At 63.9% G+C, this 20,944-nt stretch carries 19 protein-coding genes; 16 read left to right on the forward strand and 3 right to left on the reverse strand.

Features of this window, described 5'->3' with window-relative positions; genetic code table 11:
* Nucleotides 1-21: 21 nt before the first annotated feature.
* From ribE to NUH87_RS20805, 7 genes are all read left to right on the forward strand, one after another.
* Nucleotides 22-498, forward strand: coding sequence for a 6,7-dimethyl-8-ribityllumazine synthase (ribE, locus tag NUH87_RS20775; RefSeq protein WP_040071241.1), 477 nt, complete (start codon nt 22-24; stop codon nt 496-498).
* The gene (gene nusB / locus NUH87_RS20780; RefSeq protein ID WP_040071240.1) at nt 495-995 is read left to right on the forward strand and encodes a transcription antitermination factor NusB; all 501 of its coding nucleotides are present in this window, start codon (nt 495-497) and stop codon (nt 993-995) included. Before ribE ends, nusB begins: the two co-directional genes overlap by 4 nt.
* An 18-nt stretch (nt 996-1,013) precedes the next feature.
* Nucleotides 1,014-1,979 (forward strand): thiamine-phosphate kinase, encoded by a 966-nt coding sequence (gene thiL / locus NUH87_RS20785; RefSeq protein ID WP_338522507.1) that lies wholly within the window; start codon nt 1,014-1,016, stop codon nt 1,977-1,979.
* Nucleotides 1,976-2,464 (forward strand): phosphatidylglycerophosphatase A family protein, encoded by a 489-nt coding sequence (locus tag NUH87_RS20790; RefSeq protein ID WP_040071238.1) that lies wholly within the window; start codon nt 1,976-1,978, stop codon nt 2,462-2,464. Before thiL ends, NUH87_RS20790 begins: the two co-directional genes overlap by 4 nt.
* Nucleotides 2,465-2,474: 10 nt before the next feature.
* Nucleotides 2,475-3,257, forward strand: coding sequence for an ABC transporter substrate-binding protein (locus NUH87_RS20795; protein ID WP_338522508.1), 783 nt, complete (start codon nt 2,475-2,477; stop codon nt 3,255-3,257).
* A gap of 99 nt (nt 3,258-3,356) precedes the next feature.
* Nucleotides 3,357-3,974 (forward strand): GTP cyclohydrolase II, encoded by a 618-nt coding sequence (gene ribA, locus NUH87_RS20800; protein ID WP_338522509.1) that lies wholly within the window; start codon nt 3,357-3,359, stop codon nt 3,972-3,974.
* Nucleotides 3,971-4,390 carry an MFS transporter gene (locus NUH87_RS20805; protein WP_338522510.1) on the forward strand — a complete coding sequence of 140 codons (420 nt, stop codon included), beginning with the start codon at nt 3,971-3,973 and terminating at the stop codon, nt 4,388-4,390. Before ribA ends, NUH87_RS20805 begins: the two co-directional genes overlap by 4 nt.
* Nucleotides 4,391-4,433: 43 nt before the next feature.
* Here NUH87_RS20805 and dxs read toward each other — a convergent pair whose 3' ends face one another.
* From dxs to NUH87_RS20820, 3 genes are all read right to left on the reverse strand, one after another.
* A complete protein-coding gene (gene dxs / locus NUH87_RS20810; protein ID WP_338522511.1) occupies nt 4,434-6,332 on the reverse strand; it encodes a 1-deoxy-D-xylulose-5-phosphate synthase in 1,899 nt (632 codons plus the stop codon).
* Nucleotides 6,333-6,444: 112 nt separating this feature from the next.
* Entirely contained in the window at nt 6,445-7,332 is an 888-nt protein-coding gene (gene ispA, locus NUH87_RS20815) for a (2E,6E)-farnesyl diphosphate synthase (protein WP_338522512.1), read from the reverse strand.
* On the reverse strand, nt 7,329-7,571 hold the full coding sequence (locus NUH87_RS20820) for an exodeoxyribonuclease VII small subunit (protein WP_040071232.1): 243 nt from the start codon (nt 7,569-7,571) through the stop codon (nt 7,329-7,331). Before NUH87_RS20820 ends, ispA begins: the two co-directional genes overlap by 4 nt.
* Before the next feature lie 271 nt (nt 7,572-7,842).
* On the opposite strand from NUH87_RS20820, the gene NUH87_RS20825 reads away from it, so the two are divergent.
* From NUH87_RS20825 to NUH87_RS20865, 9 genes are all read left to right on the forward strand, one after another.
* On the forward strand, nt 7,843-9,288 hold the full coding sequence (locus NUH87_RS20825) for an MFS transporter (protein ID WP_338522513.1): 1,446 nt from the start codon (nt 7,843-7,845) through the stop codon (nt 9,286-9,288).
* Nucleotides 9,289-9,530: 242 nt separating this feature from the next.
* Entirely contained in the window at nt 9,531-10,322 is a 792-nt protein-coding gene (locus NUH87_RS20830; protein WP_040071231.1) for a YfaP family protein, read from the forward strand.
* 35 nt (nt 10,323-10,357) lie between these two features.
* Nucleotides 10,358-12,082, forward strand: coding sequence for a DUF2138 domain-containing protein (locus NUH87_RS20835; RefSeq protein ID WP_338522514.1), 1,725 nt, complete (start codon nt 10,358-10,360; stop codon nt 12,080-12,082).
* Nucleotides 12,067-12,729: a DUF1175 domain-containing protein gene (locus NUH87_RS20840; RefSeq protein WP_422393950.1), complete on the forward strand. Its 663-nt coding sequence runs from the start codon at nt 12,067-12,069 to the stop codon at nt 12,727-12,729. Before NUH87_RS20835 ends, NUH87_RS20840 begins: the two co-directional genes overlap by 16 nt.
* Nucleotides 12,726-17,297 carry an alpha-2-macroglobulin gene (locus tag NUH87_RS20845; protein WP_338522515.1) on the forward strand — a complete coding sequence of 1,524 codons (4,572 nt, stop codon included), beginning with the start codon at nt 12,726-12,728 and terminating at the stop codon, nt 17,295-17,297. Before NUH87_RS20840 ends, NUH87_RS20845 begins: the two co-directional genes overlap by 4 nt.
* Nucleotide 17,298: 1 nt before the next feature.
* The gene (locus NUH87_RS20850) at nt 17,299-18,945 is read left to right on the forward strand and encodes a DUF2300 domain-containing protein (protein ID WP_338522516.1); all 1,647 of its coding nucleotides are present in this window, start codon (nt 17,299-17,301) and stop codon (nt 18,943-18,945) included.
* 3 nt (nt 18,946-18,948) lie between these two features.
* Nucleotides 18,949-19,764 carry a YfaP family protein gene (locus NUH87_RS20855; RefSeq protein WP_338522517.1) on the forward strand — a complete coding sequence of 272 codons (816 nt, stop codon included), beginning with the start codon at nt 18,949-18,951 and terminating at the stop codon, nt 19,762-19,764.
* Between the two features lie 471 nt (nt 19,765-20,235).
* Nucleotides 20,236-20,535 (forward strand): type II toxin-antitoxin system RelE/ParE family toxin, encoded by a 300-nt coding sequence (locus NUH87_RS20860; RefSeq protein ID WP_338522518.1) that lies wholly within the window; start codon nt 20,236-20,238, stop codon nt 20,533-20,535.
* Nucleotides 20,532-20,819: an addiction module antidote protein gene (locus NUH87_RS20865; RefSeq protein ID WP_338522519.1), complete on the forward strand. Its 288-nt coding sequence runs from the start codon at nt 20,532-20,534 to the stop codon at nt 20,817-20,819. Before NUH87_RS20860 ends, NUH87_RS20865 begins: the two co-directional genes overlap by 4 nt.
* Nucleotides 20,820-20,944 lie beyond the last annotated feature (125 nt).

The following is a 20,944-nucleotide window of genomic DNA, read 5'->3' on the forward strand; positions in this document are numbered from 1 at the left end:
GCTCTTTAAGAGAATTGTCGAATGACCCTGAAGACCATCGAAGGTACCTTCATCGCCCCCAAAGGCCGCTATGCCCTGGTGGTCGGCCGTTTCAACAGCTTCGTCGTCGAAAGCCTGGTGAGTGGCGCCGTTGACGCCCTGGTTCGCCACGGTGTCAGCGAAAGCGACATCACCATCATCCGTGCACCTGGCGCCTTCGAAATCCCGCTGGTGGCACAGAAAGTCGCGCAGAAAGGCGACTTCTCGGCCATCATCGCCCTGGGCGCGGTCATTCGTGGCGGCACTCCGCACTTCGAATACGTGGCCGGCGAATGCACCAAGGGCCTGGCCCAGGTCTCCATGGAATTCGGCGTGCCGGTGGCCTTCGGCGTGCTGACCGTCGACTCCATCGAACAAGCCATCGAACGTTCCGGCACCAAGGCCGGTAACAAAGGCGCCGAAGCGGCTCTTTCCGCCCTGGAAATGGTCAGCCTGCTGGCGCAATTGGAGGCTGTGTGATTAGCGACGAAAGCGATCGTTTCAACCCGCGCGAGCCGAAACCCGAAGGCGCTGGCAAGCCCTCCAAGAGCGCCAAGCGTCGCGATGCCCGTCAGCTCGCGACCCAGGCGCTGTACCAGTGGCACATGGCCAAGCAGTCGCTGAACGAGATCGAGGCGCAGTTCCGGGTCGACAACGATTTCACCGATGTCGACGGCGCGTACTTCCGTGAAATCCTCCACGGCGTTCCGCAGTTCAAGACCGAGATCGACACCGCCCTCAAGCCATGCCTGGACATCGAGATCGAAGAACTGGACCCGGTTGAACTGGCGGTGTTGCGCCTGTCCACCTGGGAACTGCTCAAGCGCGTCGACGTGCCGTACCGCGTGGTGATCAACGAAGGGATCGAACTGGCCAAGGTCTACGGTTCCACCGACGGCCACAAGTTCGTCAACGGCGTGCTCGACAAGCTGGCGCCGCGCCTGCGTGAAGCTGAAGTGAAGGCGTTCAAGCGCTGATCCGCGCTTGACCTTTGCATGGGCGAGTTCGAGCTGATCCGCAATTTCTTCGCCGCCGCGCCCTGTGCGCAGGGCGGCGAGGGCGTTGCCCTGGGCATCGGCGACGACTGTGCCCTGCTCAGCGTTCCCGCCGGGGAACAGCTGGCGATTTCCACCGATACCCTGGTGGCCGGTGTGCACTTCGCCGACCCTTGCGACCCTTTCCTGCTCGGCCAGCGCGCGCTGGCCGTGGCCGCCAGCGACCTGGCCGCCATGGGCGCCACGCCCCTGGCCTTTACCCTGGCCCTGACCCTGCCGCATAACGACGCCAGTTGGCTGCAAGCCTTTGCCCATGGGTTGAACCTGATGGCACAGCAGTGTGCCTTGCGCCTGATCGGTGGCGACACCACCCGTGGGCCGTTGTGCCTGACGCTGACGGTGTTCGGCCGAGTGCCGACGGGGCAGGCATTGACCCGTGGCGGCGCGCAAGTCGGCGACCTGCTGTGTGTCGGTGGCGACCTGGGCAACGGGGCGGGGGCCTTGCCGCTGGTGTTGGGACAGCGTACCGCGGCGCCGGCGATTGCCGAGCCGCTGCTGGACCACTACTGGTCGCCCAAGCCGCAACTGGCGCTGGGACAGTGCTTGCGTAACAAGGCCAGCTCGGCGCTGGATATTTCCGATGGGCTATTGGCCGATTGCGGACATATCGCGGTGGCATCCTCCGTCAGGTTGCGGGTGGAGCGCGAAGCCTTGCCCCTGTCTTCGGCATTGCTGGCCTTTCTTGGCCAGGATGGCGCCCGCGAGGCGGCCCTCAGCGGTGGCGACGACTATGTACTGGCCTTCACCCTGCCACCGGGCGAGTTGCCCGGGGTGCTGGCGGCGCATGGCTCGGTGCGGGTGATCGGGCAGGTGCTGGCCGGGCAGGGCGTGGTACTGGTGGACGCTACCGGTCGCGACATCACGCCGGCGCATCGGGGCTACCAACATTTTCCGGAGACACCGTGACAGATCATTCCAAGCAGGTCCCGCCGTCGGTCTGGCGCAACCCCTGGCATTTCCTGGCCTTCGGCTTCGGCTCCGGCACCTTGCCCAAGGCGCCGGGTACCTGGGGCTCGCTGGTGGCGCTGCCCTTCATGCCGTTATGGCAGATGTTGCCGGGCTGGGGCTACTGGCTGATGCTCGGTGTCACCACGCTGTTCGGCTTCTGGCTGTGCGGCAAGGTCGCCGACGATCTGCGGGTACATGACCACGAAGGCATCGTCTGGGACGAGATGGTCGGGATGTGGATCACCCTCTGGCTGGTGCCGCAGGGGTGGTACTGGTTGCTGGCGGGTTTTGTGCTGTTCCGCTTCTTCGATATCCTCAAGCCTTGGCCGATCCGCTGGATCGACCGGCATGTCCAGGGTGGTGTCGGTATCATGCTCGACGACGTCCTCGCCGGGGTTTTCGCCTGGTTGGCCATGCAAGGGCTGGTGCACCTCTTCACCTGAGGATTCAGGCATGTCTCGCTGTCGGTTGTGGGTGTTGCTGCTCTGTCTGTTGGTGACTGGCGTTGCCGGAAATGTCGTTCAGGCCCGTGAAGAAACGTCCTTGCCCGGACAGATCCATCTCGCCAGCGAGGAGTGGGTCGACTACACCGGTGCCGATGGGCGCGGCATGGCCTGGGAGGTCATGCGCGAGATCTTCGAGCCCAAGGGCGTCAAGGTATTGATCAGCATCGAGCCCTATACCCGGGCGATCGGCCTGGTGCAGCGGGGCGAGGCAGATGCCTGGGTGGCGGCCTATCGCAATGAGGTGGCGGGCGCTCTTTTTCCGCGCTGGCATTTCGATGTCGATCATCTCTATGCCCTGGGGCTGGCGAGCAATCCGCAACCGTCCCTGGAAACCCTCGGCCTCTATCGTCTGGCCTGGATGCGCGGCTACAAATACCAGCACTACCTGCCCAATATCCGCCATTACAACGAAGTCGTGCGGCGGGACGGGATCTTGTCGATGCTGTCTCAGAGTCATGTCGATTACTACATCGACGCGTTGTCGGAGGTGAACGAGGTGCTGGGCCAGGCCGCGCACCCGGAGATGTACCAGCGCACCCACTTGCTGGACCTGCCGCTGTACCTGGGGTTCGCCAACACGGCGCGAGGGCGGGCGTTAATGGCCTTGTACGATCAGCGCATGGAGGAACTGGTCAAGAGTGGCGAGTTGCGGGCCATTTTCGAGCACTGGAAGCAACCTTATCCGTTCGACAGCCTGCCGGTGCCGGTGCTAACGAATCAAACTTATTGATAGTTATCATGGACAATTCTGCCTAAGCGTCTGTAGGAACCTGCTGTTACAATGCGACCTCTGCGAATTTCCAGTCCTCACACTGATCAGGAGCACACGGTGCCCGTCGTTTTCGTCGCTGCTTCCAAACTGCCCACTCCCTTTGCGACCTTCACCATGAATGGCTTTCTCGAAGAAGCCACGGGCCGTGAACACGTCGTGCTGACCCTGGGGGACGTGGCGGATGGCGCACCGGTTCTTGGCCGCGTGCATTCCGAATGCCTGACTGGCGATGCCTTGTTCAGCCAGCGCTGCGATTGTGGCTCCCAGCTGGAGGCGGCCCTGCGGGCGATTGCCAAGGAAGGGCGTGGCGTCTTGCTGTACCTGCGCCAGGAAGGTCGGGGCATCGGCCTGATGAACAAGATCCGTGCCTATGAATTACAGGACGGCGGTGCCGACACCGTCGAGGCCAACGAGCGCCTGGGGTTTGCCGCCGACCTGCGCGATTACGCCATCTGCCGGCCGATGCTCGAACACCTGGGCATCCAGGCCCTGCGCCTGATGACCAACAACCCGCGCAAGGTCAAGGCCTTGACCGAGATGGGCATCAACGTGGCCGCGCGCGTGCCGCTGCAAACCGGACAGAACCCGCATAACAAACACTACCTGGCGACCAAGGCCGGCAAGCTCGGTCATATGATGGGCAACGAGCATCAGAACGAGGCCGATCCGGCGTGACCCGTGGCCAGGTGAAGCGGCGGCTGGCGGTGGGCTGGTGGAAACAGCTGGTGTTGAGTGTGCTGCCGCTGTTTGTCGCGAACTGGCTTTTCGCTCAGGCAGAGCCGCTGTTGCCGGTGTTGGCGATGCCGTTTTTCATTGCCGGCGTGGCTTCGATGTTTGTCAGCTTGCGGTTTTTCGGGGCTTACAAACGTTCGCTGATCGCGACGCAGGCGGCGCTGGATACACCGGAAGAGCCGGCGGCGTGGATTGAAGTGGCGAACGTGCGGCGCAAAGCCCTGGTGGTGGCCGCCCTGCCGACCTGGATCGGCACCCTGGCGGTGTTCGTCGGGTTGGAGGCGGTGCCGTTGATGCTGCTGGTGTTGTCCACCGTGGTGCTGTTCTACCTGTACCGCATTCCGCGTCAGTTGGGCTGATCAATCGATCTTGCAGGAGCGAGCAAGCTCGCTCCTGCAAGGATCACAGCCCCAGCAGTTGCATCCGCTCGGTCACCGACGCTTCGATCCCCGCCACATCCAACCCGCACTCCGCCAGCATCTGCGCCGGTTTCGCGTGTTCGACGTAGGCATCCGGCAAGCCCAGGTGCAGCACCGGCTTGAGCAGGTTGTCACGCGCCAGGAACTCGCTGACCGCTGCCCCGGCGCCGCCCATGATGGCGTTTTCCTCGATGGTCACCAGCAACTCATGGCTGCCGGCAATCTCGCGTACCAGGGCTTCATCCAGTGGTTTGACGAAACGCATGTCGACCACGGTCGCGTCGAGCTTCTCGGCGACGATCAGCGCTTCGGTCAATTGCACGCCAAACACCAGCAGCGCCACTTTGCTGCCCCGACGGCGAACCACGCCCTTGCCGATCTCGATCGGTTCCAGGTCCTTCTCGATGGGCGCATTCGGCCCGGTACCACGTGGGTAACGCACCGCCGCCGGGCCGTTGTACAGGTGGCCGGTGGTCAGCATCTTGCGCAGTTCGTTCTCGTCGCTCGGGGTCATCACCAGCATGCCGGGAATGCAGCGCAGGTACGACAGGTCGAAACTGCCGGCGTGGGTCGGGCCGTCTTCGCCCACCAGGCCCGCGCGGTCGATGGCGAACAGCACGTCGAGGTTCTGCACTGCGACGTCATGCACCAACTGGTCGTAACCGCGTTGCAGGAAGGTGGAGTAGATCGCCACCACCGGCTTGGCGCCTTCGCAGGCCATGCCGGCGGCGAAGGTCACCGCGTGTTGCTCGGCAATGGCCACGTCGAAGTAGCGCAGCGGGAAACGCTCGCTGAAGGCCACGAGGTCCGAGCCTTCCTTCATCGCCGGGGTAATGCCCACCAGGCGCGGGTCGGCGGCGGCCATATCGCACAGCCATTCGCCGAACACGCCGGAGTATTTCGGTCCGCTGGCCTTCTTCGGCGCGGCGGCCGGGGCGTCCAGGGGTTCGAGCTTGGTGATCGCGTGGTAACCGATAGGATCGACTTCCGCCGGGGCGAAGCCCTTGCCCTTCTTGGTCACCACGTGCAGGAACTGCGGGCCCTTGAGGTCGCGCATGTTGCGCAGGGTGGCGATCAGGGTCGGCAGGTCATGGCCGTCGATCGGGCCGATGTAGTTCCAGCCCAGCTCTTCGAACAGGGTGCCGGGCACCAGCATGCCCTTGGCGTATTCTTCGGTACGACGGGCGATTTCCCAGGCGCCGGGCAGGCGCGACAGCACTTTCTTGCTGCCTTCGCGCATGCTCGCGTAGGTGCGGCTGGAGAGAATCTTGGCCAGGTAGTTGGACAGGCCGCCGACATTGCGCGAGATCGACATGTCGTTGTCGTTGAGGATTACCAGCATGTTGGCGTCGACTTCCGGCGCGTGGTTCAACGCCTCGAAGGCCATGCCGGCGGTCAGGGCCCCGTCGCCGATCACCGCGATGGCCTTGCGATCACTGTTCTGCAGGCGGGCGGCGATGGCCATGCCCAACGCGGCGCTGATGGAGGTGCTGGAGTGACCGACGCCAAAGGTGTCGTACTCGCTCTCCGAACGGCGCGGGAAAGCGGCCAGGCCGTCTTTCTGGCGCAGGCTGCGCATGCGCTCGCGGCGACCGGTGAGGATCTTGTGCGGATACGCCTGATGACCCACGTCCCACACCAGCCGGTCGTCCGGGGTGTCGAAGACGTAGTGCAACGCGATGGTCAGTTCGATCACGCCGAGGCCGGCACCGAAGTGCCCGCCGGTCTGGCCGACCGAATAGAGCAACTCCTGGCGCAGTTCATCGGCCAGGGTTTCCAGCTCGGCTTCACCTAACCGGCGCAGGCCGGCCGGCGTGTCGGCACGGTCGAGCAGGGGCGTGGTCGGGCGCTTGCGGGGAATCTCATGGAACGTCGTGGGCATCAGGCGAATCGTTATAGGTATAGAAGAGGCGGCAGTTTACCTGATGCATCGCACGCTGCCCACGCGGAGCGTCGAAGTTGGCCGATATGCGGTCTTGAGCGCAGCGCCCGGATCAGTTGCGACGCTCGACGATATAACGGGCCAGCTCGCGCAACGGTTCGGCGCACGCGTCAAACGGTCGCAGGGCGTGCAGGGCCTGGTCGCGCAGCTCCAGGGCGTAGGCCTTGGCCGCGTCCAGGCCGAGCAGGGCCGGATAGGTCGGTTTGTCGCGGGCGATATCGGCACCCTGGCGCTTGCCCAGGGTCGCGGTGTCGCTTTCCACGTCGAGAATATCGTCCTGCACCTGGAAGGCCAGGCCGATGGCCTGGGCGTAGGCCTGCAGGGCGCGCAATTCGTCCTTTTGCGCCTGTCCGCTGGCCAGGGCGCCGAGCTTGACGCTGGCTTCGATCAGCGCGCCGGTCTTGTGCCGGTGCATGGTTTCCAGGGCGTTCTGGTCGAGCTTGAGGCCCACCGAGCCGAGGTCGATGGCCTGGCCGCCGACCATGCCGGCGGGGCCGGCCGCCTGGGCCAGGGTGGTGACCATGGTCAGGCGGATGTCGGCGTTCAGGTCGCTCAGGCTCGGGTCGAGCAGGGCGCTGAAGGCCAGGCTTTGCAGGCCGTCGCCAGCGAGGATCGCGCAGGCTTCGTCGAACGCCTTGTGAGTGGTCGGCTGGCCGCGGCGCAGGTCGTCGTCGTCCATGGCCGGCAGGTCATCGTGGACCAGCGAATAGGCGTGAATCAGTTCCACCGCGCAGGCCGCGCCGTTGGCCTGTTCGGGCTTGCCGCCGAGGGCTTCGCAGGCGGCGTAGGCGAGCAGTGGGCGGACGCGCTTGCCGCCGTTCATCACGCTGTAGCGCATGGCTTCATAGAGACGGGCGAGTTCGGGGCCAGGGGCGCTGAACAGGGTATCGAGCGCGGCGTTGACCCGGGCTTGGCTGCTGGCCTGATAGGCTTTGATCATTGTGCTTGTTCCGCGTCGAAGGGCTCTTCGGCCAGCTCGCCGTCGCGCTCGAGCAGGATCTGCACCTTCTGCTCGGCCTGGGCCAGGGCGCCCTGGCAGTCGCGGGTCAGGCGGATACCTTGTTCGAAGGCGGTCAACGAGTCTTCCAACGACAACTCGCCGTTCTCCAGGCGTTCGACCAGGGTTTGCAGGTCGGCAAGGGATTGCTCGAAGTCCAGGGAAGCTTTTTTGCGGGCCATGGCGGCGATCTCGGTAGGCGTTGAACGGGCGCGACACTAGCAGACAGCGGGTTTCGGGGCAAATGCGAGGGGTTGGCAGTCAGGGGCCCGATAGAGACCGGCACCGGATGATTGTCCCGATTTTCGGCGCAGGGCATCCCGGTTTGTCCCGCTAGTCGGCACAAAACCGCCTCTTTATAGTAGTCCATCGATCAAGGATGAATGATCGACACGGATTTCCCTCTCGTCGCCCCGATGTTCCCCTGCGCTTCTACCCATAAGGCTGTCGTCCATGGCGTCTTCTTCCGCTCGTGTTCCCGGTTCCGGTGTCCTGCTGCTGATCATCCTGGCCTGCCAGTTGATGATCGTGCTCGACGTCACCGTGCTCTACACCGCCTTGCCGCATATTCAAAAGGCCCTGGACCTGTCGCTGCCCGACCTGACCTGGGTGCAGAACGCCTACACCCTGGCCTTCGGCGGCATGATGCTGCTCGGCGCGCGGGCCGGCGACCTGCTGGGTCGGCGGCGGGTGTTCCTGGTGGCGGTGACGGTGTTCACCCTGGCCTCGCTGCTGGGTGGCCTGGCCCAGTCGGCCCATGAGCTGTTGCTCGCCCGGGGTGTGCAGGGCATTGCCGCGGCGTTCCTGGCGCCCTCGACCCTGGCGCTGATGATGACCCACTTCCCACCGGGTCCGCAGCGCCTGCGGGCCATCAGCTTCTACACCGCCGTGTCCGGTGGTGGCGGCGCGTTGGGGCTGGTGCTTGGCGGCGTGCTGACCGACCTGTTGTCCTGGCGTTGGGTGATGTTCATCAACCTGCCGGTGGGCATTGTCCTGCTGGCCCTGGCCTGGCGTTACCTGGCGGAAACCGAGCGGCATACCGGTCACTTCGACCTGGCGGGGGCGCTGACCGTTACCTTCGGCATGAGCGCGCTGGTCTACTGTTTCGTCCGGGCTGGCGCCCAGGGCTGGGATGATGCCTTGACCCTCGGCGCGCTGGCCTGCGCCCTGGTGTTGCTGAGCCTGTTCGTCTGGATCGAGCGGCGGGCCGAACAGCCGATCATGCCGTTGCACCTGTTCGCCAGTGCCGAGCGCTCCGGTGCCTATGTCAGCCGCATGCTGCTGGTGGGCGGGATGGTCGGGACCTACTTCTTCCTGATCCAGTATGTGCAGGAAGTGCTGGGCTACAGCGCGCTCAAGGCCGGTGAGGCGTTTCTGGCGCTGACCCTGACCCAGTTCGCCATGTCGGTGTACGGCGTGAAATGGCTGGCGCGGCATATGAGTTCGGCAGTGATGCTGTTCTGCGGGCTGGCGACGGCGCTGGTGGGAATGGCCTTGCTGATCGGGCTGGGCTCGGACGTGGCCTACTTTCCGCATCTGATGCTGCCGTTGATCATTCTCGGGATCGGTTGCGGCGCGGCCTTCGTGCCCTTGACCAGCGCCGGGATTGCCGGGGTGGAGCCGCAGAATGCCGGGGCGGCGTCGGGGTTGGTCAATGTGGCGCATCAGGTCGGCGGTTCGCTGGGCACGGCGGTGATCGTGGCAGTTGTCGGTATGGCGGCGCGCCTGTCGCCGGCTCCGGCGGACCTGGGCGCTGACGCCCAGGCGCGGTTTGCCTTGAGCCATGCATTGTCCGTGGGCGCCACCAGTTCGGCGGTGTTTTTCGGGTTGGCGCTGGTGGTGGTGTTCTTCACCTCGCGGCATGCCCGAAATACCGCTAAATCCGCCGTCAACGCTTGATTCGAGTAGTGGCCATTTGCCTTGTTTTTCGGGGCTTTCCGGGGTTTCGGCAAGGTTCCCGATTTATTTGCTGAGCCACCTCACAAATAGCGCTTTACCTCCATTGTCTAAGCACCGTCGAGTCGCTAATCTCTGCCGCTTCCCCCACCTGTCATCGACAGGTCTTCTCTGACCGGTACCGTGTCGAGAGTGCGCTATGGAGTTTGCGCAGGGTTTTGTGAGGCATCGCAAGGAGGCTGTTGATGCGCCGGTTTTTTCCCATCCTGATCGCCCTCTGGGCCACGACCGCCTGGGCCGAGCCCTCGGCCGAGCTTCAGGAACCGACCGGCGGCTGGCGTTACGCAGGTTTGCTCAACCGTAACGACGCGCCACAGGTGGCCTACCCCACGCCGCCCATCGACCGTGGCATCCAGCGCAACCGCACACCCATCGAAGGCCGGATCAATCCGCCCTCCGGCCCGCGCACGCCGCACATCCTGTCGGTCAACGGCGGCCCGCTGAATCTCTACACCGACGACGCCGGCCGCTTCGTGCGCCCCTACGCCTTCGGAGCCGGCTCCAACAGCGTCGAAGTGCGCAGTTCCGAGGGCAAGTCCCTCAAGCGCGTGCAGTTCTACGAAGCCAACAAGCAGATCACCCCGGCGCGTATCCGCGTGGTCCTCGCCTGGGATGACCCCAAGGCCCAACTCGACCTGCACATCATCACCCCCGACGGCCAGCATGCCTTCTACGCACATCCCGCGCTGACCAACGGCGGCGGCCTCGACCCGGACAGCGTCGACGGCCCCGGCCCGGGAATGTTCACCATGACCGCGCCGCTGCACGGTACCTACCTGATCTACGTGAACTACTGGGGCAACTACAGCGCCAGCGAGGGCTTTAACTTTAACGAGCGTTCCAACCAGAACGAGGTCATCACCTCGCAGATCAACCTGGTGCTCAACGAAAACACCGTCGATGAAAAGCGCGAGAGCTTCATCGTGCCCCTGCGTGCCATCGGCGACCTGCTGCTGGTCAAGACCTTCAACTATTGAACATCCCGCTCCACGGATGAATGGGCTTTGCGAACATGAGCGATAACACAGCTTCCCCGGACGCCGCTGTACCGGCCGCCACCAAACCTGCCGGCTCGCGCCGCTGGCTGGGCCTTGTGCTCGGGCTTGGCGTAGCCGGTGCGGTGCTCGGCGGCCTGGGCTGGTTTTTCCACCACAAACCCGTTGCCCCGGTGCCGGATCTGGCCATGGAAAAACTCGGCGTGAGCCGCCCGGATGCGCTGCTGGAAACCGCGTCGCTGAGCCAGTTGCCCAAGGACCTGCTCAGCGTGCCGTTCCTGCGCGACACCCTGACCGAGGATTTCGTCTTCTATTACGAAACCCACGGCGACCGCCTGGGCCTGATCGGCAGCCTGCGCCGGATCATCTACGAGCATGACCTCAAGCTGCAGGACAACCTGATCGAGCAACTCTTCGACCAGCCGGCGGATATCGCCCTGTGGCGCGGCGCCGACGGTCGGCTCAAGGATTTCCTGTTGGTGATGGACCGCGGCGGCCTGGCCAAGCTGCTCGAACCCCTGGCCCATGTGGCGCTGGACGACACCCAACTGACCAAGGTCGGCGACGTGAAAGTGGCCGGTGACAGCGTGGCGGTCTATCGCCTGGCCTACAACGCCAACAGAGCATTGCTGTTTGCGTCCCGTGGCGACAAGTTGGTGGTGCTGTCCAACCCGGACCGGCTTTACGAGCAAACCAGCGACGACAGCGAATTAGTACCGGGCGATGTCTCGACCCAGGCCCTGGCGGCGCTGCTCAACGGCGACAAACTGTTCCCCGAGGCCTTCGGCCTCAAGCCTCGCGAAACCACGGTGAAGCAGCGTATCTCGGTCGCCTCCAGCGTCCTGGCCATGGGTTACCAGCGCTTTATCCCCAACTTCGCCGGCCTGCGCCTGGACATGGACGACAAGGGCTGGCACAGCTTCCTCGCCCTCGACGAACAGGACAAACCCGCCGACTTCGACTTCAAGCCGATCTGGCAAGCCATGCCGGTGGGCGCCAGCGCCTGCGTGGCCCTGCCGCTGGCCGCCGAGCAGCAGCAACCGCTGCTGGTCAAACTGGGTGCCGACGAAGCCACCGCACAGAAACTCACCGAGCACATGAGCGGCGCCGCCGGTCTCTGCTGGTACGCCGACTCGCGCCTCTACACCCCGTTGCTGGTTGCGAACCTGACCAAGTCCAACGACAGCCTCGACGCCGATCTGGGCAAGCTGTTCGGCTCCATGGTCGGGAGCAAGGAAAGCAATGTCGAAGGTGGCCTGTTCCCCATCGACGAGCAGCAGAAAGACAGCGTCCACCAGTGGAAGCGCCAGGTCAGCTCGACCTTCGGCCAGTACGCCGCCAAGGACGCCGAGAACCCCGACGCCATCACCGGCAAGGGCTTCTTCCGCGTAAGCCTGGCGCGGCACGGTTCGACCCTGCTGTTCTCCCTGGACGACAAGTTGGTGGACAAGGCCCTCGGCACCCTCGACAAGCACTTCCCGCCGCTGGCCGACGTGCTGCCCAAGGATGTGCTGATGCCGGTCTACCTCGGCCCGGATTCCCTGGCGCAACTGATGCAGCAGGAAACCCTCGACAGCCTGCCCCAGGACATGGAGCCGGTGTTCCGCAACGCCGCGCAGACCCACCTGATTCCCAAGCTGCAAAAGCTCGCCGGTTTCGGCAAGTACGCCCTGACCCTGCCTGAAGGCAGCGAGCCGGACGGCCACTGGCAATGGCTGCCTCTGCAATGGCGGGCAATGTGATTCCTCTGTTCAAGAGGTTGGGTTGGCTGGCGCTATTACTGAACACCGCGTTCAGTGTGCCGGCGTTCGCCCTTGAAACAGCGCCCCTGGATGTCGAGCAGTCCCAGGTGTTCCGCGCCTGGTTCGTGCGCATCGCCCAGGAGCAACTGACCCAGGGCCCGAGCCCGCGCTGGTACCAGCAGGACTGCGCCGGCCTGGTGCGCTTCGCCGCCAACGAAGCGCTGAAAAAACACGATGACAAATGGCTGCGGGCCAATGGCCTGTCCAACCGCTACCTGCCGCCCGAGCTAACCTTGAGCGAGGCCCAGCGCAACCTGGCCCAGCAATGGCAGCAGGGCGGCGGCAAGGTCGGGCCCTACGTCAATGCGATCAAGCTGATCCAGTTCAACAGCCAGCTGGTCAGCCGCGACCTCAACCAGGCGCGGCCCGGCGACCTGCTGTTCTTCGACCAGGGCGACGACCAGCACCTGATGATCTGGATGGGCCGCAACATCGCCTATCACACCGGCACCACCACCCCCACCGACAACGGCATGCGCTCCGCCAGCGTGCAGCAACTCATGACATGGAAGGACACCCGATGGATACCCGATGCAACGAACCCCAACTTCATCGGCGTCTACCGGCTGAACTTCCTCTCTCGATGAACGGGTCTCCCATGATGCGTCTGTTTTCCCGAATGGTTTTCGCCCTGGCCGTGCTGGTGCCGGTTGTCGCCGGTGCCGCCGATGACTCGGTGCCGCCGAGCAACTACACGCCGGTATCCGGCGAGAGTTTCTTCCTGCTGGCCGATAGCAGCTTCGCCAGCGACGAGCAGGCCCTGGTCCGCCTCGAAGCACCGGGCCGCGACTACCGGCGTTTCCGCATGGAGCCCTACGGCGGCGCGGATATCCGCGTGTATCGCATCGACCAGCCGCTGGAGTTCCTCAAACGCCAGAAGAACCTGCACCGGGTGGTCAGCGATGGCCAGTTCAAGGGCGAAGGCCTGTCCAACACCCTGGCCTACCTGTGGGACAACTGGTACCGCAAGTCCCGTCGCGTGATGCAGCGGGCGTTCTCCTACGAGTCGCGCAAGCAAGTGACCGAGGAAGTGCCGGAACTGAAAATGGGCACGGCCATCGCCGCACCGACCCCTTACGACAACCACCCGCAATATGCGCCGCTGCCCGGCCTGCCGCTGGTCAGCCAGTTCCGCTACCCGCTGTGGGACGCCAAGCCGATCCAGCCGCCCAAGGGTGTCGACCTGGCCGGTTCTTCCAGCCAGTTCATCAGCGTCGCCCCCGGCAACGTCTATGTGCCGCTGGGCAAACTCAAGCCGGGCCTGTACCTGGTGGAGGCGCTGATCGGCAAATACCGCGCGACCACCGTGGTGTTCGTTTCCAACACCGTGGCCGTGAGCAAGATTGCCGGTGACGAATTGGTGGTATGGGCGGCGCGCAAGCATGAAGGCAGTTCGGTGCCCAAGGTCAAGGTGCTGTGGACCGACGGCCTGGGCGTGATGAGCAGCGGCGAGACCGATGCCGATGGCCTGCTGCGCCTCAAGCATGTCAGCCCGGAACGTTCGTTCATGATCGGCGAGGACGACGAGGGCGGCGTGTTCGTCTCCGAGAACTTCTACTACGACAGCGAAATCTACGACACCAAGCTCTACGCCTTCACCGACCGGCCGCTATACCGGCCGGGGGATTGGGTGTCGATGAAGATCGTCGGCCGCGAATTCAAGAACGCCCGTGACTCGGTCAACCCGACCACCGCCCCGGTGCGCGTCAGCGTGCTGGATGCCACCGGCACCACGTTGCAGACCCTGGACCTGAACCTGGATGCCAAGTCCGGTACCCAGGGCCGTTTCCAACTACCGGACAACGCCGTGGCCGGTGGCTACGAGTTGCGCTTCACCTACCGCGACCAGACCTACAGCAGCGCCTTCCGCGTGGCCGAGTACATCAAACCGCACTTTGAAATCTCCATGGACCTGGCCAAGCAGGACTTCCGTACCGGCGAGCCGATCAAGGGCAAATTGCTGCTGCTCTACCCGGACGGCAAGCCGGTGGCCGATGCCCGTGTGCAGCTGAGCCTGCGCGCCCAGCAACTGTCGATGGTCGACAACGAGCTGCAATATCTTGGGCAATTCCCGGTGGAACTGACCAGCACCGAACTGACCACCGACGACAAGGGCCAAGCCGTGCTCGACCTGCCGGCGGCGGAGAAACCCAGCCGCTACATGCTCACCGTGTTCGCCAGCGATGGCGCGGCGTATCGGGTCAAGACCACCAAGGAAATCCTTATCGAACGCGGCGCGGCTCGCTATCGCCTGTCGGCGCCGCAGCGTTTCAGCGCCACCGGCGAGAAGGTCGCGTTCAGCTACGCCAGCGAATCCACCGTCGAACAACCCAACGCCGGCAAGCCGAGCGCCTACACCTGGGTCCGTCTGGAAGACCAGACCACCGGCAACGGCAAACTCGCTGCTGGCGACAAGGGCTTCAGCGTCACCTTCGACCGTCCCGGCACCTACAACCTGTCGCTCAAGGACGACCACGAACGCATACTCGGCGCCACCGGCCACTCGGTGACCGGCGACGGGGTGAAAGCCGTGCCCGGTACCGTGGAAATCCTCCTCGACAAACCCGAGTACCAGGCCGGCGATGAAGCCCTGGCGCTGATCACCTTCCCGGAGCCGGTCAACGACGCGCTGCTGTCGCTGGAGCGTGACAAGGTCGAGGCCACCGCGTTGCTGTCCAAGGGCGCCGACTGGCTGCGCCTGGAAAAAATCAGCGACACCCAATACCGTGCGCGGATTCCGGTGAAGGACAACTTCGCGCCCAACTTGACCTTCTCGGTGCTCTACACCAAGGGTGGCGAATACAGCTTCCAGAACGCCGGCCTCAAGGTCACCACGCCGCAGATCGACGTGGCCATCGCCACAGACAAGGACAGCTACCAGCCGGGCGACACCGTTTCGGTGGACCTGACCACCCAGTTCGCCGGCAAGCCGATTCCGGCGCACCTGACCGTCAGCGTGGTGGATGAAATGATCTACGCGCTGCAACCGGAAGTGGCGCCGAGCATCGACCAGTTCTTCTACCACCCACGGCGTAACAACGTGCGCACCAGCGCCAGCCTGTCGTTCATCAGCTACGACGTGGCATTGCCGGGCAGCCCTGGCGCGCCGGGCAAGGCCAACCGCAGCGAACGTGGGGTGAAAGTGCTGGAGCGGCCGCGTCGCGAAGACGTCGACACCGCCGCCTGGCAACCGGAGCTGGTTACCGACGCCAACGGCAAGGTGCGTTTCACCTTCCGCATGCCGGACTCCCTGACCCGCTGGCGCATCACCGCCCGGGCCATCGCCGATGCCGGGCAGGTGGGACAGAAGAACCAGTTCATCCGTTCCGACAAACCGCTGTACCTGAAATGGAGCGGCCCGACCCACTTCCGCACGGGCGACCAGCCGAAGCTCGGCCTGTTCGCCTTCAGCCAGGCCGACAAGCCGGTCAAGACCGAACTGCTGATCCGCTACGCCGGCCAGGAACAGCGCCTGCCGCTGTCGCTGAACAAAGGCATCAACTACATCCCGCTGCCGGCGACCCCGTTGAGCAGCGGCGACTGGAGCGCCGAGCTGCAACAGGACGGCAAACCCCAGGATGCCCTGGCAGTACGCCTGAGTGCCGTGGGTGACGGCTGGCAAGTGACGCAAAGCCAGAGCCTCAGCGTGGCGAGCGGCGACACCCCGCTGAGCCTGCCGGCGGACGCCAGCGATATTCGCCTGCGCCTCGACGACAGCCCGCAAGCGCTGTTCCGCGCCAGCCTCGACGACCTGCTCAGCTACCCGTATGGCGGCGTCGAACAAACTGCCAGTCAGCTGCTGCCGTTGAGCATCGCCTACCCGGCGTTGTCGGCCAACGCCCAGGTCCGTGACCGCTTGCGGCTGATCATGCAGAACAGTCGCCTGCGCCTGGTCTCGATGGCCGGGCCGGACGCCTGGTTTACTTGGTGGGGTGAAGACGTCACTCCGGATGCTTTCCTGACCGGCTATGCCTATTACGCCGACTGGCACGCCAGCAAGGCCCTGGGCATCAGCCTGCCGCCGGAGCACTGGCAGCGGGTGCTGGATGTCTACGGCAAACAGGCCACCGTCACGCCTTTGCTGCAACGGGCGTTGGTGCTGTCGTTCGCCAAGGACATGCAACTGCCGGTGAACACCTTGCTGAGCGGCCTGATGAACGAGCTGGCGAAAGCCGGCGAGGGCGCTGACGCCAACCTGATGGATGACGGCGAGGACAGCCTGATCATGAGCGCACCGGATTCGGCCCTGGGCCTGGCCAGTGCGCGGGTGCTGACCGCCGCCCTGGCACGGCAGAGCAAAGTCGCCTTGCCGGATGCTTTCAGCAAGCAACTGCCCGCGGCCGAGCAGCGCCTGGGTGCCAGCTCGCAACCGTTCGCCAGTGCCTTGAACCTGTCGCTCAAACCGTTCAACGCCGACCAGGCCCAGGACCTGTTGCAACGGCTGTTGCCACAGCAATCCACCCTGGAGCGCGCCCTGGCCCTGACCTGGTTGCAACGCAGCATCGAGCAGACCCCAAAAATGGTCAACCTGACCCCGGGCGAAGGCTGGCAAGCGCGCCAGGGCGGGACCGGTGAAAACTACTGGCAATGGCAGGGCTCCGGTGTACCGAGCGTGCTGACCCTGGGCGGTGCGCAGGAGCGTCCGTTGCGGGCCAAGCTGAGCTACCTGAGCCAGCAGAAAGTCCCGGACGACCTGCCGGTGCAGATCAAGCGCCGCCTGCTGGAACTGGTGCCGGGCGACGATGCCTACACCTTCAGCCTCAAGGCCGTGGGTGACAAACCGTTGTCCAGCGATAGCCTCTATTTGGACGAAGTGATCCTCACCACCAAGAGCGCCAAACCATTGCGCTACGGCATGCTTGAAGTGCCGTTGCCGCCGGGCGCGGATGTCGAGCGCACCACCTGGGGCGTCAACCTCGCCGGGCTGGCCGGTGCCGAAGCCACGCCGTTGGAGAAGGCGCACTTCGAGCCGGGGCAGATGGCCTACGGCGTGCCGGTCAACAGCCTCAACGGTGAAGTGCGCCTGCGCCACCTGATCCGCTTCTCGCAGAAGGGCCAGTTCAAGTTGCCGCCGGCGCGTTTCAGCCAGATCTATGCGCCGGAGCATCAGGCCCAGGAACAGAAGCCGGCCCTTGGGCAAATCACGGTTGAATGACATGACCCGTCCACTGGCCTGGCTACTGTTGTGCATCCTTCCTCTGCTGGCGACGGCGGAGGAGGCGCCCGTGCGTCTGGCCTGGAAAACCGCCAACGGCTACGAGCTGGTGAACCTGAACACCACCCAGGTGCTCAGCCGCGAGCCGTTGCCGGCTGATCTGCAAACACCGCTGGGCAGCCTGTGGAAACTCTTCGTCTATGCCTGGTTGGTGGACACGGATCAGAAAGAGCCGGCCTACGACTGCCACGGCCAGGATCACGAGGAAGTCTATTGCTGCACCCCGGGCGGCAATATCGCCCGGGATGCTGCGTTGGTCCGTTCCTGTGGTTTGTACTTCGATCCCAAGCGCTTGAAGATCGATGTCGGCCAATGGCGCGACTACTGGCAGGCGCGTCAGGCACCCAACTGGCTGCTCACCCTCGATCAACTGCAACCGCAGACCCGCGTGCCGGTGGTGCAACTGCTGGAGGCGCTACGTACGCTGCCGGCCCAGGAACCGACGCGCAAACTGCTGCTGGACGTGGTGCTCAATGCCGCCGACGGCCAGGCGGTGGCGCTGCTGGGCGGGCGCGTGCGGGTCAAGACCTGGAGCTGGCTCGGCGACCAGGACCCGCAGTCGCGCCAGGGTGGTTTTGCCGGCTGGTTGGAAGACGGTACGCCACTCTGGGTTGGCGGTCGCGGCACCAGCCAGATGGTGCTGCGGCACTACTCGGATGTGCTGGGCAGCTTCCTGCCATCGCCGTCGTCCGAGGATGCCGGGCGTTGCGTGCAGGTCGACCTGTTCTCTCGCTACCCACTGAAAGGCGTCACCCGCGCTGACGGCCAGGCCGCTCCCAGCGGTGCCTTGCAAGGTCACTACCGGGTCGATTTTGCCAACGGCAACCAGTTGGAAATCGAAAGCGCGGGCGAACTCTTCCTGCTGCAGAACGCTGGCCAGCCACAACTGGTGGCGCGGCTGGACCGCGAGGAATACGTCGCCCGTGTGCTGCAGCGCGAAGCCAAGAGTGAACCGGTCGAAGCCGCCAAGGCCCTGGCCGTGGCGATCCGCACCTACCTGTTGCAGAACGCCGGCCGTAGCGGCGACTGCCTGAGCATCGACGACAGCAGCAGCCGTCAGCGCATCGCCCCACGCCCGGCCACCGTCGAGGCGCGGAGCATTGCGGCCTGGACCAGCGACCTGGTGCTGGCGGGCAGCCCGGTGACCTACCACTCGGATCAACCCGGCCCGGACAAGCTGTCCTGGCAACAGGCGGTGGAACAGGCCAATGGCGGCGAGCGCTACGACCAGATCCTCCAGCACGCCTACCCGCGTGCGAGCTTGAGCCGCTGGGACAACCCGGTGGCCTCGTGCGAGCCGTTGCCGGCGGCGCAGGAGTGGCTGCTCAAGCAGCGTCGCGTGTGGCGCCAGCGCCTGGACCAGGAGGTTGGCTATAACGAATTGAGCCAGTTTGCCGTCTGCCGGGTGTCCTATGGTCGGCCTTATGTCGACCGCGAACGCCAACGCATCTATGTGCGTGGCGTGCTGACGCAACAGGACCGCCTCGACCTGACCCATGAATACCTGCACCTGGCGTTCGAAGCCCATCCGAACGGCCAGGACGAAGATTACGTCGAAGGGCTTGCCCGTCACCTGTTACTGGAATAGGCCATGAAATTGCGCATCTCCACCGTTGTCCTGTTCCTCAGCGCGCTGTTTGTGCTGAACGCGGCCCATGCCGACAGTGGCATTCAGCTCGACACCCCCAAGGGCGGCTGGCACGTCGGCTCGCCAGAGGGCGAACACTTCCGCCAGACCGTCAACTACCCGGCTTCGTCGGTCAACACCCCGCTGGGTCAGGCGGATACGGCGCGGATCATGGGCATGATCAAGGGCGCGCCGAAGAGCGCCAGGGTGCCGGGGAAGCTGATCATCAATGGCGTGAGCATGCCGTTGAAGATCGATGAGTCGGGGAATTTCGACCGGCCGTTTTCGTTTCCCTCCGGCAGCAACAGCGTTGAAGTGCGTAGCCCGGATGGGCAGCAGCGCAAGCGGGTGCAGTTTCTCAATCTGGGAGGGGCGACACCGGCCAAGTTGCGGATCCTGTTGTCGTGGGATACGGACGGCACCGATTTGGACCTGCACGTGGTGACGCCGGATGGCGCGCATATCTGGTACGGCGATCGGGTCGCACCTAATGGCGCGGCGTTGGATGTGGACGTGACTACTGGGTATGGCCCGGAGATTTTCTCCATGCCTGCGCCGATCAAGGGCCAGTACCTGATCTACGTGAACTACTTCGGTGGCGGTTATCGCAGTGACGATGATGAGAGCGGTGGGCAGGAGAATGCCGTGCAGCCGTTGACCACGGCGAAGGTCACGGTGATTACGGAGGAGGGGACGGTGAACGAGAAGATGGAGTCGTTCATTTTGCCGATGCGGGCACCGGGAGAGCTGACGTTGGCTCGGCGGTTTAATTATCCCTAACGACACGTGGTGACGATATGTCGCTGGCGACGACATGAGAGAAGAACGTGTCGCTGAAATCGCGTTTTAGCGACACGTCGGAAATTTCGTTCTTGCTTGGTCCAAAATGCTGATGCTCAACGAGGATGTTGGGCGACAGACAACATCGGTGTGATGGTTAACGATGCGTGCCCAAGGCAGGGCACGTTCCGCCGACGTCGCTGGATCAGCCCTTTCCTGTAATCGATAACGTTTCGGCCAAGGCCTCCATCCTGCTCCCTCAAGGCAAAACACCGCTCCTGTCTATCTATGGGAGCCTGCTTGCTGGCGACTGCGATATCACATTCAGCGCCGTCACTGCCTGTCGGACCTGTCTCCTGAACCTATTTATCGCCCATTCGTTGGGGGCGGGTGCTGAGGGACGTTGGTGCGGCGGTTTGATTGTCCATGGGGGGTTCTTAAACTGTAGTCTTTAAACTACACTGAGGGCAGATGCTTGAGATAAAACAGACTGCGACCTTCATGGCGTGGGAACGGAAGCTCAGAGATCACAAAGCTAAGGCCCTAATCGCAGCACGTGTCTTTCGGCTGGCGAATGGCCTTTTGGGTGATGTTTCTCCTGTGGGCCAGGGTGTCAGCGAACTTCGAATTCACTATGGTCCGGGTTACAGGGTTTATTTCCAGCAGCGGGGGAGCGAGCTTGTCATTTTGTTGTGCGGTGGTGACAAGGGTACTCAAAGCCGTGATATCGAAATAGCGAAAAACCTGGCGAGCCAGTGGAGTCCAGAATGAACGAACCTCTCTATGACTATGATCCTGCGTCCGCGCTAAGCGACCCTGAGTCGATTGCTATTTTTATGGCAGATGCCTTCGAAACGGGCGATGCAGCTTATATCGCCCAAGCGATGGGAGTTGTTGCCCGAGCTAAAGGCATGACCGATCTGGCCCGTGAGTCGGGACTGTCTCGTGAGCAGCTTTATCGCTCGTTCAGCGATAAGGGGAATCCCACCCTGAAAACCCTGCTGGCGGTGATGCGAGCATTCGGCGTAGATCTGACCACCCGAGCACACGTTTAAGGTCGCGATATGCTCTGACGATCTGTCGCTGGCGGCGACATGAAAGAAGAACGCGTCGCTGAAATCGCGTTTTAGCGACACGTCGGAAAATTTCGGTCTCCGGTTTGCTGGTTAACGATGAGTGG

This window comes from Pseudomonas batumici (assembly GCF_036585405.1).
Taxonomy (GTDB): Bacteria; Pseudomonadota; Gammaproteobacteria; order Pseudomonadales; family Pseudomonadaceae; genus Aquipseudomonas; species Aquipseudomonas batumici.